At 58.7% G+C, this 16,122-nt stretch carries 9 protein-coding genes and 1 pseudogene; 8 read left to right on the top strand and 2 right to left on the bottom strand.

The window, feature by feature from the left end:
- Positions 1 to 494: 494 nt before the first annotated feature.
- From BK659_RS19420 to BK659_RS19390, 7 genes are all read left to right on the top strand, one after another.
- The gene (locus BK659_RS19420) at positions 495 to 1,640 is read left to right on the top strand and encodes a 2-deoxy-scyllo-inosose synthase (RefSeq protein ID WP_123426590.1); all 1,146 of its coding nucleotides are present in this window, start codon (positions 495 to 497) and stop codon (positions 1,638 to 1,640) included.
- Between the two features lie 104 nt (positions 1,641 to 1,744).
- On the top strand, positions 1,745 to 3,595 hold the full coding sequence (locus BK659_RS19415) for a hypothetical protein (RefSeq protein WP_123426589.1): 1,851 nt from the start codon (positions 1,745 to 1,747) through the stop codon (positions 3,593 to 3,595).
- 1 nt (position 3,596) lies between these two features.
- Positions 3,597 to 4,844, top strand: coding sequence for an aminotransferase class III-fold pyridoxal phosphate-dependent enzyme (locus BK659_RS19410; RefSeq protein ID WP_123426588.1), 1,248 nt, complete (start codon positions 3,597 to 3,599; stop codon positions 4,842 to 4,844).
- Positions 4,841 to 5,572 (top strand): PIG-L deacetylase family protein, encoded by a 732-nt coding sequence (locus BK659_RS19405; protein ID WP_123426587.1) that lies wholly within the window; start codon positions 4,841 to 4,843, stop codon positions 5,570 to 5,572. Before BK659_RS19410 ends, BK659_RS19405 begins: the two co-directional genes overlap by 4 nt.
- A 97-nt stretch (positions 5,573 to 5,669) precedes the next feature.
- Entirely contained in the window at positions 5,670 to 6,944 is a 1,275-nt protein-coding gene (locus BK659_RS19400) for a DegT/DnrJ/EryC1/StrS aminotransferase family protein (protein WP_123426586.1), read from the top strand.
- A 101-nt stretch (positions 6,945 to 7,045) separates the two neighbouring features.
- Entirely contained in the window at positions 7,046 to 8,878 is a 1,833-nt protein-coding gene (locus BK659_RS19395; RefSeq protein WP_123426585.1) for an ABC transporter ATP-binding protein, read from the top strand.
- A gap of 117 nt (positions 8,879 to 8,995) precedes the next feature.
- Positions 8,996 to 12,703 (top strand): hypothetical protein, encoded by a 3,708-nt coding sequence (locus tag BK659_RS19390; RefSeq protein WP_123426584.1) that lies wholly within the window; start codon positions 8,996 to 8,998, stop codon positions 12,701 to 12,703.
- Between the two features lie 185 nt (positions 12,704 to 12,888).
- Here the strand turns inward: BK659_RS19390 and BK659_RS19385 are convergent.
- Positions 12,889 to 13,461: pseudogene (locus BK659_RS19385) on the bottom strand (MFS transporter); the annotation flags it as partial.
- Between the two features lie 151 nt (positions 13,462 to 13,612).
- Here BK659_RS19385 and BK659_RS19380 point away from each other — a divergent pair.
- Positions 13,613 to 14,605, top strand: coding sequence for a diaminopimelate epimerase (locus tag BK659_RS19380; RefSeq protein ID WP_123426583.1), 993 nt, complete (start codon positions 13,613 to 13,615; stop codon positions 14,603 to 14,605).
- Between the two features lie 141 nt (positions 14,606 to 14,746).
- Here the strand turns inward: BK659_RS19380 and codA are convergent, their stop codons facing one another.
- A complete protein-coding gene (gene codA, locus BK659_RS19375) occupies positions 14,747 to 15,985 on the bottom strand; it encodes a cytosine deaminase (RefSeq protein WP_123426582.1) in 1,239 nt (412 codons plus the stop codon).
- Positions 15,986 to 16,122 lie beyond the last annotated feature (137 nt).

Raw genomic sequence — 16,122 nt, 5'->3', positions numbered from 1 at the left:
TAAGCGTCTATAAAAAACACGCTGTTTTTGTCTAATTAAATACACCATAGCAGAAGGCTCGGCGTGAAGAGGTTCAGATTTTAAATTTAATTTTTAGGCAAGGCAAAGAGGTAGTATGTTTCCTACGGCATTGTAGGGCTGTTCTTTTTCAAACTTTGCAGGGCTTTTCTGGCATTGTATATGCTCAAGTCACATAAATTGTAACGTGCTAGCAGCACTTGTTGACGGAACCAAAGAAACACTATATTCATATTTCCAGTGTTCGCGCTGAGTTCGACAGATGCACATGAAAGTAGCGCAAGATTTGTTTCATTAAGCTTGGCTTTTCTTATGCGAGACACGTTTGTCGCATGGGTATGATTGGCGAGTCGGCGCCCCGCGATGTCTGGCGTTTAGTGGCTAGACATAGTACATGCCGATGGGCGTGTGTTGACTGACGAGGTGGCGATGCGCGCCATGTTGCTATAAATCCTTTGCATAACTGAGAGAGCCTTATGCGTAACATGCGACTTCAATTCGAAGATGAGTGTTATCCGGTCTGGATTGGCACTCGATGCCTGGATGAAATTATATCGAAACTGCGTGAGCTCAGCGCTTCAAGCTATCACTTGATTACCGATAGAACAGTCAGTCAGTTGCATGCGGGCGTATTGTGCGAGCAGCTTTCGACTCAAACTCTTGCTAGCCTTTGGGTCGTCGACAACGGCGAATCATTCAAGTCCTTGGAAACTGTCGAGTATCTTGCGCAAGAAATGGTACTAGGCGGCATCGACCGGGGTAGTGTGATTGTTGCAGTGGGTGGCGGAGTTATCGGAAATATCGCGGGGTTAATATCCGCGTTGCTGTTTCGCGGCATTCGCTTCGTACATGTGCCGACAACATTAATTGCGGCTGCGGATTCAGTGGGCTCGCTCAAACAGGCAGTGAATCTTTCTGTAGGCAAAAACCTGCTGGGCTGTTTTCACAAGCCCACGGCTGTTTTGATTGATATTAACTTCCTGCGGACGTTGCCGTCGACGCAGGTTCGCTCTGGCATGTACGAGATCATCAAGAACGCATTGACCGTTGCCACCGAGAACATTCCGCTGCTCGAAAGTGGATTGAAGCAGGACGCAAATTATTCTGATACGGAACTCATGGTCATTGTCGAGGCAGGTTTGCTTGCAAAGCAAAAGGTGATGAAGGCCGACAAGTACGAACGGAAAGAGGCCCTTGTGTTCGAATATGGCCACACGGTTGGCCACGCAATCGAACTGGCTGCTGAGGGGCGAGTACCGCATGGTGAAGCCGTCGGCCTCGGAATGATCGTGGCGGCGGAGGTTGCCAGTCGCTTAGGGCGGCTGAGCGAAGCAGACCGGAGTCTTCATTATCGGCTACTCAGACGTAACGGGCTGACGGTTCGGTTGCCGGTCGGAGTTACTGTCGTCGCAGTGATGACGCTGCTGCGCCTGGACAACAAGCGAGGTTATGTCTGCGCTCGTCCTGACCAGGTTGCCATGATCTTGCTTGACGGCCTGGGAGTTCCGGCCGGACCGGTTGGCAGACCTCTGATACTGGTCGACGCTTCGCTAATTCAGTCTTGCATTGAGAATTGCTTAACGGGGATCAAGGATATTGCTGTCGAGGAAAGTCGTCAGTGACAAGTTCGCTGTTCATACCCGGGCCCATGGCGGGCCGGCCGATCTCTAACTACGTAGGTGTTTCGCGATCGACGCGCCCTCGGATCTCGGTAAGTGCGATAACTATGAACGACCTTCTTGTTAACCAGCCTGTCCAGGCAGCCCCTGTGGGACTGGTGCGCATCAATATTGGACGAGTACTGAGTCACCTGCGTACCGCAGCAGCCCCAGAACCCATTGACCGATATCTGGTGGCCTGCGCCGGCGTGCAATTCTGGGCGGACCTGCTTGCTGTGGGAAAACTGAACGGCGTACTCGGCGATACGACGATGGAAGAACTCGACGAGCAGCTTCGCCGCGCTGAATGCGAAGCCGATTGCGCCGCACAGGTGATGCTGGGGCAGGTAGCGGTTGCGTCCGAAGACGTTGATCACCTCACATCTGCGAGTGTCGCACTCCATGAAAACTCATCACCCGATTCCCTGAGCAAAGTGCTCCACCTGCCGATGCCGGAGTGCTGCGGCTACGACCTTGCTGATCTCGCGTTGATTGCCGGCGACGCCGACCGATTGACCGCGCAGGTGCGCCTTGATCGGGCATTCCTGATTGTCGGGATCCGCACCGGCGGAACATATCTTGCTCCGCTCTGGAAGGCAGTGCTGACCGGATTGGGTGTCGCAGATGTGCATTGGTGTACGGTGCGGCCGCGAGAAGGATGCGCGACGTCTGATGGCTTGGAAACTGCTCGGGCCTGGTTGGAGCACCGATTCGCCCCCGTGATCGTGGTGGTGGACGATCGGCCGGATACCGGGGCCACCATGGAACGTGTAGCGGCGCCGTTGCGCGAGCCCGGCGTCGATCTATGGTTCTCGAGCGTCGGAAAGCTTTGGCAGGGGCCTGCGGCGCACCCTATGCCGTCACACCCACCGGCGTACGTGATGCGCGGCTCACGTGCACCACGGCTTTGGGAATGCTTGCTACGTGATGAACAACCTGAATTCATCGCACGACTGCGGGGCACAGCGGGCATACCTTCGCTCCCTGCCCAGGCGCGACTGCACTTCCGGTGCCCACAAGGTGAGGTGCGTTACGGGCTCAGTCGCGCCTGGCTCCCGTGGAACGACCCACGGGTCCTAAACGGGCGTCGGTCTTTGGTGAATCCACGCAAGACACCGATCGAAATTCTCGGGCCTGATGGTGATGCGCTGTTACATCTGCGTTTCATCGGTGAAGGCGTATTCGGTCGTGCGGAGTTCGAGCGCATGCGGAAGATGGGTGCCACGGGCGCAGCGTGGCTAGTTGACGGTTATGCCATTACGATCGACATCGGGGCCACGCGATCATTCCAGGAGCAGTTTCATACCGCGAGCCAGCCGAGACGAGCCGACTTATTGCTTCAAGCGGCGAACTGGCTGACTGTCCCTGCACGGCAAACCATTGCCCATACATACCACAGTCCTGTGGTCATGCCACTTGATCCGCGCTGGTCGGCAATGGCAGATACCATGCGAGAGCGCTGTGGTTGTGATCCGCTGCAGGAAATATCTGAGCCGCTGAGCGCGTTTCTAGCGGAGCCGGTACCGTGGCCGGGACGGGCGGGCAGGGCGTTCCGTTCGTCGCTGCGTTATGGCAGTGGCGGTTGGCATTGGCAGGTTGACCAACACGGAAGGCTTCATCGTTTTCAACTGGACGCGAACTGGGGTGACGTCAGCTTTCCCGAGCTGGAATTGGCAGCTTTCATTCTCGAAAATCGCCTGGCGATCGAAGACGCTGGGCAGCTCGCATCACTGTGCGGTCTCGCCTGGTCGAGCGTCCGGGAGAGCTTGTCACTAGCTGCGTTGATGATCGTCGAGTCTAGGGTTCGCAGCGTGAGAATACCCAGCGAAAGTGGACGCATCACCCTCTGCGAAGATTTCCATCAATTGATCAGGACAACTTCCGAGTTGGCCGAAATCAACACACCTTCATGGAAATGACATGGACAGACCTCACCTCATCGTTACCGACATCTACACCGCACAACCCAGGCTGCGCGCCGTCAGTTCTAGGGGCGCCACGGTGACGCTCTCGGACGGCAAGCAGTATATCGATCTGATGAATGGCAAAGGCAGCGTCACGCTCGGGCACCACCACCCAGCAGTGAATTTAGCGATTACGCGCCATTTACACAGCGGGCTGGCATCGGCGACCTGCTGGAGCAACCTGCATGAGGCGCTTACAAACCGGATCATCGACGACGTCGGAATGAACGAAGCACGGCTTGCCCTGTTCAGTACGGGGACGGAAGCCTGCCGGGCCGCCGTTCAGGTTGCGCGGCAATTCACGGGCCGGCACGTCATAGCGAGTGCGGGTTATCACGGCTGGGGCGACTACTGGGCCAGCAGCGACTACTTGCTGGAAGCCAATGCGAGTGGAGTCGTTGATTTCTACTTTGTGCCGGAACTGCTGGAACAGGTGCTCGAACGGCATCGCGGACAAACGGCCTTGGTGATTTTGTCGCCCGACTACGTCCACCTGCAACCGGATACACTTCGTCGGCTGGCGCAGATCGCTCGGCATGAGGGGGTGCTGCTGTGCTGCGATGATGTCAAGCAAGGCTACCGCTCGGTGCGCGCCTCCCAATTTCCAGGGACGGTCGGCTTCCATGCCGATCTGTACACCTTCGCCAAAGGATTGGCGAATGGCCACCGACTGTCGTGCCTGGTGGGTCGACCCGATGTGATGGCCGCGGCGAAGGAATTTACCTATACCGCCTATTTTGACACGATCCCGATCGTGGCGGCGTTGGCCACACTGGACTATATGGACAGCCACGACGGTTACCAGAGATTGGTCCAATGTGGAGCCACCCTGGCTGCGGAAATGCGTAATATCGTGCAGCGCAGGGAGCTGCCGATCGAGATATACGGCGATGGTCCACTGCTGCAAATCGTGGGTGCCACCGAGGCATTGGATCAGTCCCTGTACGCGAATTGCGCCATGGCGGGCCTACTTCTATACGAAGGGGACAATCAAGCTGTCTCGCTCGCGACCGGCGATGTGCTTGACGAATTGCTCGAACGTTTCGAGAAAGGGCTCACTGCCACTTCGCAACGGTTCGGAAGAGGCGACCCTGCGTCGATCAGCCCGCAGCGGCGCTTCCAGGCAGCCTTTCGCATGATGGACGGAGCCAACGATGTCGTTCCTGTCGAGGAAGCGATTCGTTGGATCAAGGAGGAGCGATGAGCCCGTCATCCCTGGAGTCGATGATGGGCAGACGCATCCTACTGCTATCACCGCACGCGGATGATGTTGCCTACTCCATAGGAGGCATCGTTGCGCGGCTTTCCATGCGAGCGGATCTGCGTCTCATGACAATCTTCGGCTACAGCGGATGGGCACTGCCGCAGGCTTCGTGCGAGAAATCCGCAGATGCGATATCGGCAGAACGGGAGCGGGAGGATCGTGCGTATTGCGCGCGACGGTGGATCGATTACGACCTCCTGTCGTGTCCGGACAGCTTTATGATGGGATATGACAAAGCGACGGAACTTAGCCTCGCCGCCACGGATGATCCCAGGACCGAGGACGTCGTGAACCTGATCCGTAACGCCGTGGCGTGTAGGGTGCCTCAGGTCGTGCTTGCTCCGTGCGGCCTTGGCGGGCATGTCGATCATCAGATCGTACGAATTGCCGCAGATGCGCTGCATCACATCGAAGTCCTTTACTACGAAGACGTTCCCTACAGTTCGAGCTTGCCGCTCCCAGAACTCGAAAGACAGCTTGCCGTTCAAGGCCTAACACCCGCCATGACAGCCGACATCGAAGTTGTGTTGGAAAGCAAATGCGAAGACATGTGGGGCTACCGTTCACAGACCAGTGCATCCACCATCTCTGAGATGCTGCTACATGCCGGCCGTGTTGGCACAGGCACCGCACGATATGCGGAGCGCCTGTGGCGCCGCTTAAATTGAATCCGCTCTAGCGAAAGAATTGATCTGGAACAACCGCTGGCCTGATCCCGTGGCTGTCATGGGCAGACCGAATTAACCCTGATTGACGGAGGCATCCATGTTGGAAAAGCTAGCAATTTACGGAGGGGCTACGGTCTACGACGGGAATTGGCCCAATTGGCCCCAGAGCAATGAGAACACTCGACGTAATGTCAATGCCGTGCTCGGCAGCCACCGATGGTCCGTCAGTGGTCAATATCGTGGGCAACCGTCTTGGGAAGAGTGTTTCGGACAGGCGTTTGCCGTTTACACTGGCGCCGGGTATTGCGTGCCGTCCTCGACAGGCACCGCCAGCTTGAGCATGGCCTTGGAGGCCTGCGAGGTCGGGGCGTACGACGAGGTGATCGTGCCAGGCATGAGCTGGGTTGCATCAGCGTCCGCGGTACTCGGGATCAATGCTATCCCCGTCCTGACCGACGTGGAACCCGAGACCGGCTGCCTTGATCCAGTGGCACTTGAGCGCGCAATCACATCGCGTACACGAGCCATCACTGTGGTCCATCTTGGATCGGCGGTCGCCAACCTGGATCGCCTGGTGGCGATCGCCCAGGCGCACTCCATTCCATTGATTGAAGATTGCGCCCAAGCACATGGCGCGCGGTACGCCGGTCGGCATGTTGGTTGCTTCGGCGCGGCAGGCACCTTTTCTATGCAGCACAGTAAGCTGCTGACGAGCGGCGAGGGTGGGGCGGTGATTACTAACAACGAGGGCCTCGCACGCCGCCTGGCGCATCTGCGGGCTGACGGCCGAACGCTTTCCGAGCAGCCGCCTGGAATAGACGAGATGGCGCTGGTTGAGACTGCGGAGATCATGGGTAACAACCACTGTCTCTCGGAGTTTCATGCCGCCATCTTGGTGGCGCAATTGGAGGTCTTGGACGAGCAACTGGCACATAGGCGGCGTAATGCCGCCGTTCTGGATAGCTTTCTGGTTTCTCTTGGTTTCCTGCCACAGGCTACCGCCCCTCGCACCACGGAGCGGGCGCATTACACCTACGTGGTGCGGTTGCCACAGTCAATTGTGGAGACGCAGGGTGCTGAGCGGTTCGCTGCGGCGTTATCCGCGGAAATCCGGTTGCCCTGTAAGACGATGTACAGCGCACTTAACCAGAATCGTCTCTACAACCCCTTCTCGCGAAACCGGTTCGAACTGGGCAAGGCATTCACCGATGCAGTCGATCCATCCCGTTATCAATTGCCTATAGCGCAAGAGTTTTCCAGGTCCTGCATCGCTCTGCCTCACCGCATGCTATTGGCCGATACGAGCGCGATAGAGCATGTGGCCGCCGCCTTCGAAAAGGTAGCCAGGTTGATTAACAATCGGCGTGCTTAAGCGGACGCGCAAACGGCGCATTTATCGCATTGTCTTGGTATGTCAAAGCATTGCCCGACATCCGGTAGGACGTGTGGCATCAGTCGCGGGGAGGTTATATTTTGCTCGGTTTCTTTGAAAAACTGCTCTACCCGTTCCCTTCCACCGAGCCATCGCCGCTGCCTCGGGGTTTCTTCGCCTTTCTTTGGGCTTGTACGCAGGGCGTACGCGGCAAGATCGCAGCTATGGCGGTACTCACGATGATAATGTCGGCCTTAGAAGTGATGCTGATTGCCATGCTCGGACACATCGTCGACTGGCTCAGCGTTCAGGTGCCGTCGCGCCTGTGGGTCGAGCGCGGCGAGACATTGCTATGGCTGGTCGCCGTGATGGTGGCCAGCATCGCCGTAGTGGCGCTGCAGACTGTCGTCAAGCATCAAGCCCTCACCGTGAACTTGCCTATGCGGTTGCGGTGGAACTTCCACAGGCTGATGCTGGGGCAGAGCATGGCCTTCTATCAGGATGAGTTCGCGGGTCGTATCACGGCCAAGGTGATGCAAACCTCACTTGCAGTGCGCGAAACCATTTTCGTGCTGGCCGACGTCATGGTCACTATGAGTGTATACGTAACGACAATGATCATCCTGGCTGGCATGCTTGATGCGCAATTGGTATGGCCCTTTGTGAGTTGGCTCGTCCTCTACGTCGCCGCGCTGTTCTATTTCGTGCCTCACCTTGGCAAGTTCGGCAAGGAGCAGGCTGACGCGCGTGCGCTGTTGACGGGACGTGTGACCGACGCCTATACCAACATCGCCACTGTCAAACTGTTCTCGCACACGCAGCGCGAGGCAGGGTTCGCGCGCGAGGCCATGCGAGAATTCATGCGCACCGGCTACGGCGAGATGCGGCTAGTGAGCGCCTTTGAGATCGTCAACCATCTCCTGAGTATTGGGCTCACGATTGGCACGACGGGTACTGCGTTGTGGCTGTGGTCGCAAGGTGCAGTAGGAGTGGGTGCCGTTGCAGCCGGCACCGCTATGGCGTTGCGGCTGCAGGGTATGTCGCAATGGCTCATGTGGGAGATGACCAGTCTATTTGAGAACGTCGGCATAGTGCAGGACGGCATGAAGACGCTGTCGATCCCACCTTCCGTTCTCGAGGCGCCTGACGCCGTCGAGTTCGCAGTAACGCGTGGCGAGGTATGCTTCGAACGAGTGAGCTTCCGCTACGCCGAAACCGGTCGCCGCGTGATCGACAATCTGGATCTCACGGTCAGGCCTGGCGAAAAGATTGGTCTGGTCGGCCGCTCGGGGGCCGGCAAGTCGACGCTATTGAACTTGCTGCTGCGCTTCCATGATCTGGAGTGCGGTCGCATCTTGATCGATGGGCAGAACATCGCACACGCTACGCAGGATTCGTTGCGCAGCCAAATCGGCATGGTCACGCAGGACATCTCGCTGCTGCATCGGTCGGTAGCTGACAATATTTCCTACGGCAGACCCGATGCGACGCTGGCGCAGATCGAGGCGGCGGCCCGGCGCGCAGAGGCACACACTTTTATCCAAAATCTCGGCGATGCGGGCAAGCGCTGTGGTTACGAAGCGCATGTGGGCGAGCGTGGCGTCAAACTCTCGGGCGGACAGCGCCAGCGTATCGCCATTGCGCGCGTGATACTGAAGGACGCACCGATCCTGCTGCTCGACGAGGCGACCAGTGCACTTGATTCCGAAGTCGAAGCCGTAATCCAGCAAAGCCTTTACCGGTTAATGGAAGGCAAGACCGTGATCGCGATCGCGCACCGGCTGTCCACCATCGCCGCGATGGACCGTTTGATCGTGCTTGATGAGGGATGTGTTGTCGAGCAGGGCGACCATACGACGCTGCTTGCGCAAGGAGGTCTTTACGCGAGGTTGTGGGCTCACCAGAGCGGCGGATTTCTGGGCGACCCAAAATGAAAGTGCGCGGCCCATTGAAGACACGTCGGCATCGAAAGTGTAGCGAGGTTGATATCCCAGATGCAGGTCCATCTCCGTATTGCACCACCCCATTCATCGAATCTTGAGTGCTAAACCATGACTACAGACGAAGAACAGCTCTACGGACCCAAGGTGGATCGACTACTGCGCATTCGTAAGATCAAATCCTTGGGGAATCTTGTCCTGCCCGTCTTTCCGATCGCTCCATTGCTGACCGCAGTGCCGGGCAACCTGACGCAGGCGGATGACGCGGTATCGATTTACGCAGCCGCTTTTGAGGAGGCTTTTCCGCGGCTGATGCGAAGCGTGGAGGACGTTTGTGGTCCAGCGCCCTGGATCGTGCGTAGTGCAGGTAACGAGGACCTGACGAATCACATCAATGCCGGCGGCTACGAAAGCCTGATATGTCCCGAGCCACAAGCACTGATACAGTGCATTGCCGCTGTGGCCATGAGTGGATCGACCGAGCATGCTCGACGCCAGCATGCGCTTTCGGGGCGTTACGATCATGTCGAGGCAATTCCATGTTTTGTGCAGCCGCTGCTGAAGATCGATGTCTCCGGCGATGTCGGGCACGATCATTCACCGTATCTGGACACGGCAGTTCTTGATCACATGGAGGCGGTATGTAACGAGCTGATGCAGACGTTTGACTTCATAGCGATCGATTGCGAATGGGGCCTCGATACGACACTTGGTTTTGTGTCCGTGACCACCGTCATGCCGAGAAATCCACAGCTGATGAACGTCGCGCATACGATTGGTTTCGGTTTCGCCAGCGCTCAGAATACCGGCTCGCTGGCGACGGCCTTGGTCCTGCGTCCGGCTTGCTCAGACCTTAGGCTATGGCGCGGACGCCATCTGCGCGCGACGACAGTGCGACGGTTGCATCTGCTGCAGGCGCGGCCGGCGTATTCTGATGATGCCTTTCGCGATCGTTATGTGTTGACCGATGTATGCCGTGAAGCGTTGATCGGCCGCTACGATGTCGTGGAAGCAAGCTTGTTAATGCTGGGCGCACAATCCTCGGGCCGCGCTCTAGTGGCACCGGATCTTATGAGCGCTTGGCGCCGGTATCTTGCGTTCAGCGCAGGGGAGCAGGCCGACGTGGCGGTGGTGATAGTGGACGAAGGCAGTGCGGAGGAACACGCGGGTATCATGTTCCGCCAGCAGAGAATTACCTGCGTCAGGATGGACACTCGACGCATGCCAGCCGGAGCAGACTGCGTTGTATTTGACCGCGGCGCCTGCATTCTCGGCGACTCGACGATGCTGCGATCAATTCAGAGTGAGCTTCGCCGAGAGTTGGTGTTGCCCGACGACTGTGCTCTTGTCTTCACCGATGAGGTGCTGGTACCTGGCGGCGAGCTGACGCGAGACTGCGTCGATGTCCTTTCCCAGTTGCGTCGTCTGCCGGTCGCACGAGAAGTCAAGGAACGGCTGTTCGCACGTAGCGAACAGCCGATGTCGGCGAGGTGGATGCAACGCGCCGACGGCGTAGTGGAGTCACCCTCTCTACTCGCGGCAATCTGGCGGTCAAAGAACCTAGGGTATGCCGGCGAATGCTGTGCGCTCACTGAATTTGCGAGAGACTACGAACTTGCCGTCCAAGTGTCACAGGATGCGCCGCAGCGCGAACTGCGCACACTGTTAGCGCTGTCGTCCGTGACACGCACGTTGGTCGCGAGTGGTGACCTTCGAATCGTCATGGCTCTGCTCGACTGTGAAGCGGCGACGTCCTGGGTACCGCCGCAAACATTGCGACGCCTGCTCGATTCGGCTGCCGTGCAATTGACGGCACTTCGGCGCGACAACGCCGTGTTGATTCTTGAAAGCGTGTCCTTCGTCAGGACGGAGTGTGCGCGACTGCCGGTTTATGTGCTGGACGACGCCGTCTCCTACCTCGACGCATTGGCGCACGATCTTGAAGACGGCTTGTTTGTCGAAACGATGGTATCCATCCGTTCATTGGAGTTGCCGATCGCAAGTGGAAAGCTGCTTATGCGGCAGGCTCTCGATAATCCTGCCGTCTTTGAACCGGTGGATGCATTCCGGCAGTCAGTAGCGTTGTTTAGAGGCATTGTGTCGGGTGGCGATGCGACGGCAAGGCTTCCTCAGCAACTCAACGATACTTATTTGACGCTCCGAGGCACGCTGCACGAGGCAGGTCTGGAAAATGTCGCCGAGCAGATCAGAGGATCGCTAGTCGAAACTTACGACGCCTCATTGAAAGGGCTGCTAGGGCGCGCGGTGGAGGAGGGCGACGCTAGCAGCTACCGCCGCTACCTCAAAGTGATGCAATGGTGGATCGAATTCCTGAGCATCGGATCGATGTCTGAACGCGATGCCGCAGTGCTTCAGCGCTTTCAAATTTGGCTGCGTCAGTGGATTGATGAAGCGATCCCTGAGTCATTCGAGATACAGGACCGTAACTGGCAGTTCGAGTTTGACGCCATTGTGGTTTCCCGCGAGACTCCGCAGCGGTACGAGAATCCGCACGTTCTACACAATCTCCTCCACCAATATTCCCTAGCGGGACTACGGCTTGATACGCTGGGGCTACCACGACGTGTACAAGCGCTCGAACACTTCTGCTCGACGTTTAGTAGTCGCTCGACGAAGGTTCTGCGTTTCGAGCGAGAGTTGCTCGAGATCCAGATTCCGATGGGAACGCACAAGGCGAGCTACGTGTTCACGCCGCGGCAGATCTCGGTAGAGTGGACGGAGCCGCCTGATTGCCCCGAGGGCGAAATTGCGCGGATCCTGGCGTTTGAGATATTCCTAGATCGATTCCGCACTTGGATGTTCCCGGCACTGACGATCCGGCGCGAGCAAGTGCTGGGTACCTGGACATTGTTCATCCGCCTCAACGCGCAAGGATCAGATCCTTGGGATTACGAGCATCTCTGGCACTTTGTGGTCGCCACGCGTTTGCTATTCGACGCCTCTTACGATTTCTCGTATGTTGCCAACGAAGCCGTCGACGCCTTCGCCGAACATTTCGACGGGGTGGAATGGAAGGCGATGCTCACCACGCTAATACGGCATCGGGCGGTGCTTGAGGACGCGTCGCAGTACGTCGCCTTGCACGCCCTGCCGATGTCGTCGACGGTCGCCGCTATAGCGCGGAGCCGAGTCGTTCGTGGTCTGCTCTTACGTTGTCAGCGCAGGGGGTTCGATTATTGCTGGGGCTTAATTGACGGGTATGCGCGCTGGCTGAATGTGGAGTCCGAGGACGATGGGCGGTGGTACGAACGCTATGAGTTGCTCCGGCAGGCCAGCCTTTTCCTGGCGGCCAAGTGGCCAAGCAAGGCGCTTTCGGAACTCGCCGGGCGGGGCGTCTTCAATGTCGGCGATGACCTGATCGCAGCCTGTCTGTTCAAACGCTCGGACCTGGCGGATGACCTCCGGCAAATCGTGGCGGTGAGATCGTCAACGCTATCGGGAATGCCGGGGATGATCGTGCGGCATGCCCCCGAAATTGCTGTGGCGGGCCGTGGCGCATCGCCCCTGGCTGAGCAACTGGTCGGCACCGGAATTCGATTTCGCCGCGCGAAACATTTTTTGGTCGCTCGATTCGGCGACCGTCTTGATCAGGACATATTAGCGGCTCTACTACAGGACTTGGACACGGTTCCGTGGGGATATACCGCCGCCGCTGAGCAGGCCATCCAGACGCAGCTATTGATTCGCGGGCCTGTCTGTCGATTTGAAATAGAAAAAGGCATCGATTGGACGACGTTAGATTCGTGGCCGACTCTTGTGCAGAGGCGTCCCGCCTACTTGGGGCCGACCGAGTGTTGATTTATCGTGCGGACCCGAGAGCCTATGCCGGAATTCGTCTTGGTGTGAAATGGAGATTTCCGGCTTAGCGAATCCATTTCTCGTTTGCAAGTTGGCTGTTCCGTCTACCTCTAGCGAGGTGAGACAATAACTGGTGCGACTTCACGTCGCACGCGTGCAATTTTTTCCGAATTCTGTAGGCTCCCCAACAGATGCGGTGCGGCCTTGAGCAACGACACCAGCAGAAACACGATCACTACCAAGGTCGCGCCCAACGGCGAAATACCCAGGCCGAGCAGGGCGCTGACGCCCGCCGCGCCGACGATCCCGCCGAGACTGAACAGCCCGTGAAAGCCCGACATCATGGTCTTGCCGCTGGCTCGCTCGACGATCACCGCTTGCAGGTTCACCGTCGAATCCACCGTGCCCAACCCCGCGCCGAACAGGAACAGCGCGGCGATCAGCAACGGGATCGACGACACCGTCGCCAGCAGCGGCAGTGCCAGGCAGATCAGCAGCGTGCCGCCACTGAGCACCCGTCGACAACCGAAGCGTGAGGCCAGCGCACCAGCCATTGGCATCGCCAAAATCGAACCGACTCCCAGACACAGCAACAGTAAGCCGAGTGTGCCGTCATCGAGCCCGGCCCGGGCCTTTGCGTAAGGCACCAGCGGCGCCCACGCCGCGATACCGAAACCGGCGATGAAGAAGGCGATGCGCGTCGACATCTGTTCGAGGCGCCCGGGGCGGACGGAGACGGGAGGGATGATGGCGGTCATGAAAATCCTTGGTACTTCGGGGGAGGCTGTGATCAGGGTCACATCCTTGCACATCAGTGACCGTCAGACGACCTTGAGGTTCTGCGGGTGTGATTCGAGTTGCCTGCGCTTACAGTAGCGACGTGTTCCAGACCTTACTCAGGACCTGTCCATGACCTCGATTTATGATGCTCGCGGGAATATCTACGCCGTTGTCAGCCCAGACGATCTGCGCCAGCGCGGTATTGATCTACCGGAGGATGCCAGCCAGTCGGCGCAAAATCGTTCCGACTGGGCGCTGTCTGCGGTGGAAGCCATTTGCAGCTGGGCGCCCGGTACGCGACCAGCCGGTGCCAAGGAGCATCGTTCGGACGGCTTGCTGGTCGGTCCGTTTCAGGCCTCGCCACCGTTTGACCTGCTGATCGTCAACACTGATGGGACGTTGGCCGAGCGCAGTGGCAACGGCCTGACGATTTTTGCCCAGGCGCTGACCGAGCAGGGCTTGATGCCGGCGCAGGGGCGTTGCCTGCTCAAGGTTCACCACGACAAGCGCGATGCGTTGTCGCCGGTCGAGACCTCGGTGGAGCCTGCGCAAGTGGAGGGTGTGCAAGGTTTCTGGCTGGACCTCGGCAAACCGGCCTTCGGACCACACGCGGTGGGGGCTCGGTCGGGCGAAGCGCGGACGTTGAATCAGCGTGAATTGTGCCATGTGCCGCTGCTCGCACGGCTGAATCGGCAATGGGATCACAGCCAGTTCGTGCGGATCGGCAATCCCCATTGTGTGACGCTGGTGACGGATGCCGATGCGCTGCCGAGCAATGAGCAGATGCGCGAGCCTGGGTTGTCGGCCGACCTGACGCGCATCGCTTTCGCGCCACCGACTGGGGCTGGTGAGCCTTGTCCGGCGGGCGTCAATCTGCAATGGGCGATGCGCGAATCCGCGAATCGCATGGCTGCTCGGGTCTTCGAGCGCGGTGAAGGCCCGACCGCATCTTCCGGCACCAGCGCCAGCGCGGTGGCCTGCGCGGCGTGGAGTGTCGGTTGGGTGACGGCGGGGACCGTGGCGGTGGTGATGCCCGGTGGTACGGCGCCGGTGTTGCTCGAAGAGTTGGATGGTGAACTGAGCCGGGTCAGTTTGTTTGGTACGGCGCGGTTGATGCCTTGATGATGCGGTGCAGGTCAGATCGCCATCGCGAGCAAGCTCGCTCCCACAGGTGAACTGCGACGACCACAACAATTGTGAACGACACAGATCCAGTGTGGGAGCGAGCTTGCTCGCGATGGCGTCAGCCCGGTCAGAGCCCGGTCAGCCGAAAAGCTCCACCACCGGCATCTGCCGCTTCATCAACACCTTCCCGGCGCGAACCGAGTACAGCGGCAAGCCCTGGCTGCGGATCACTTCGTAATCGCTGTCCGCCGAGAGAATCAGCAAGTTGGCCGGACGCCCCGGCTCCAGCCCGTAACGATCCCCCAGGGCCATGGCCTTGGCGCTGTTGTCGGTCACCAGGTCCAGCGCGGTTTGCAGGTTGCGGTAACCGAGCATGTGGCAGATGTGCAGGCCCGCTTCGAGCACCCGCAGGATGTTGCCGTTGCCCAACGGATACCACGGGTCGACGATCGAATCCTGACCGAAACACACGTTCATCCCCGCTTCCAGCAACTCGTTGACCCGGGTGACGCCACGGCGTTTCGGGAAATTGTCGAAACGCCCTTGCAGGTGAATGCTTTCGGTCGGGCAGGAGACAAAACTGATTCCCGAGTGCCCGAGCAGGCGAAAGAGCTTGGCGCAGTAGGCGTTGTCGTAGGAGCCCATGGCCGTGGTGTGGCTGGCGGTCACCCGTGAACCCATGTCGCGGCTGCGGGCTTCTTCGGCCAGCACTTCAAGAAAGCGTGAATGCGGATCGTCGGTTTCGTCGCAATGCACATCCACCAGGCAGCCGGTGCGCTCGGCCAGGTCCATCAGGAATTTCACCGAACTGACACCTTGATCGCGGGTGTACTCGAAATGCGGAATCCCGCCAACCACATCAGCGCCCAGGAGAACGGCTTCCTCCATCAAATCGCGGCCATTGCGATAAGACTCGATACCTTCCTGAGGGAAGGCGACGATTTGCAGGTCGATCAGGTGTCGACTCTCTTCGCGCACTTCAAGCATCGCCTTGAGCGCGGTTAGCGCAGGGTCAGTGACGTCGACGTGGGTGCGCACATGCTGGATGCCGTGAGCGGCGAGGGCGTTGATGGTCTTTTTGGCGCGGGTTTTCGTGTCTTCAGCGGTGATGGTTGCCTTGCGCTCGCCCCAGCATTCGATGCCTTCGAACAGCGTACCGCTCATGTTCCAGCGTGGTTCACCGGCGGTCAGCGTTGCGTCGAGGTGAATGTGCGGCTCGACGAAGGGCGGCACGACGAGATTGCCGCCTGCGTCGAGGTCCTCAGGCCCCAGGGTCGGGGCTTCGGTTTGACGGGCAATACTGGCGATCAGGCCGTTTTCCAGGTGCAACTCATGCAGGCCTTCACGGTTGCGCAGGCGGGCGTTGATGATGTGCATGGGGTCAGGTCCTTTGGGCAGGTGCTGTATTTGGAGGGTATCGGTCGCTGGTTATACGTTAGCGTAGCGGTGACCGTACCGGCCAGCGGCACCTGTCAACTCTGACAGTAGACGGAGTCTGACGCCCGATGTTATCC

This window comes from Pseudomonas brassicacearum, from assembly GCF_003732225.1.
In the GTDB taxonomy this organism is placed as follows: domain Bacteria; phylum Pseudomonadota; class Gammaproteobacteria; order Pseudomonadales; family Pseudomonadaceae; genus Aquipseudomonas; species Aquipseudomonas brassicacearum_E.
The sequence above is the reverse complement of the archived record's forward strand: the minus strand, read 5'-3'. Positions and strand labels throughout refer to the sequence as shown.

Bases quoted from the DNA above. Each gene is read 5' to 3' on its own strand.
- BK659_RS19420 (WP_123426590.1), top strand. From the start codon at position 495: ATGCGTAACATGCGACTTCAATTCGAAGATGAGTGTTATCCGGTCTGG.
- BK659_RS19415 (WP_123426589.1), top strand. From the start codon at position 1,745: ATGAACGACCTTCTTGTTAACCAGCCTGTCCAGGCAGCCCCTGTGGGA.
- BK659_RS19410 (WP_123426588.1), top strand. From the start codon at position 3,597: ATGGACAGACCTCACCTCATCGTTACCGACATCTACACCGCACAACCC.
- BK659_RS19405 (WP_123426587.1), top strand. From the start codon at position 4,841: ATGAGCCCGTCATCCCTGGAGTCGATGATGGGCAGACGCATCCTACTG.
- BK659_RS19400 (WP_123426586.1), top strand. From the start codon at position 5,670: ATGTTGGAAAAGCTAGCAATTTACGGAGGGGCTACGGTCTACGACGGG.
- BK659_RS19390 (WP_123426584.1), top strand. From the start codon at position 8,996: ATGACTACAGACGAAGAACAGCTCTACGGACCCAAGGTGGATCGACTA.
- BK659_RS19380 (WP_123426583.1), top strand. From the start codon at position 13,613: ATGACCTCGATTTATGATGCTCGCGGGAATATCTACGCCGTTGTCAGC.
- codA (WP_123426582.1), bottom strand. From the start codon at position 15,985: ATGCACATCATCAACGCCCGCCTGCGCAACCGTGAAGGCCTGCATGAG.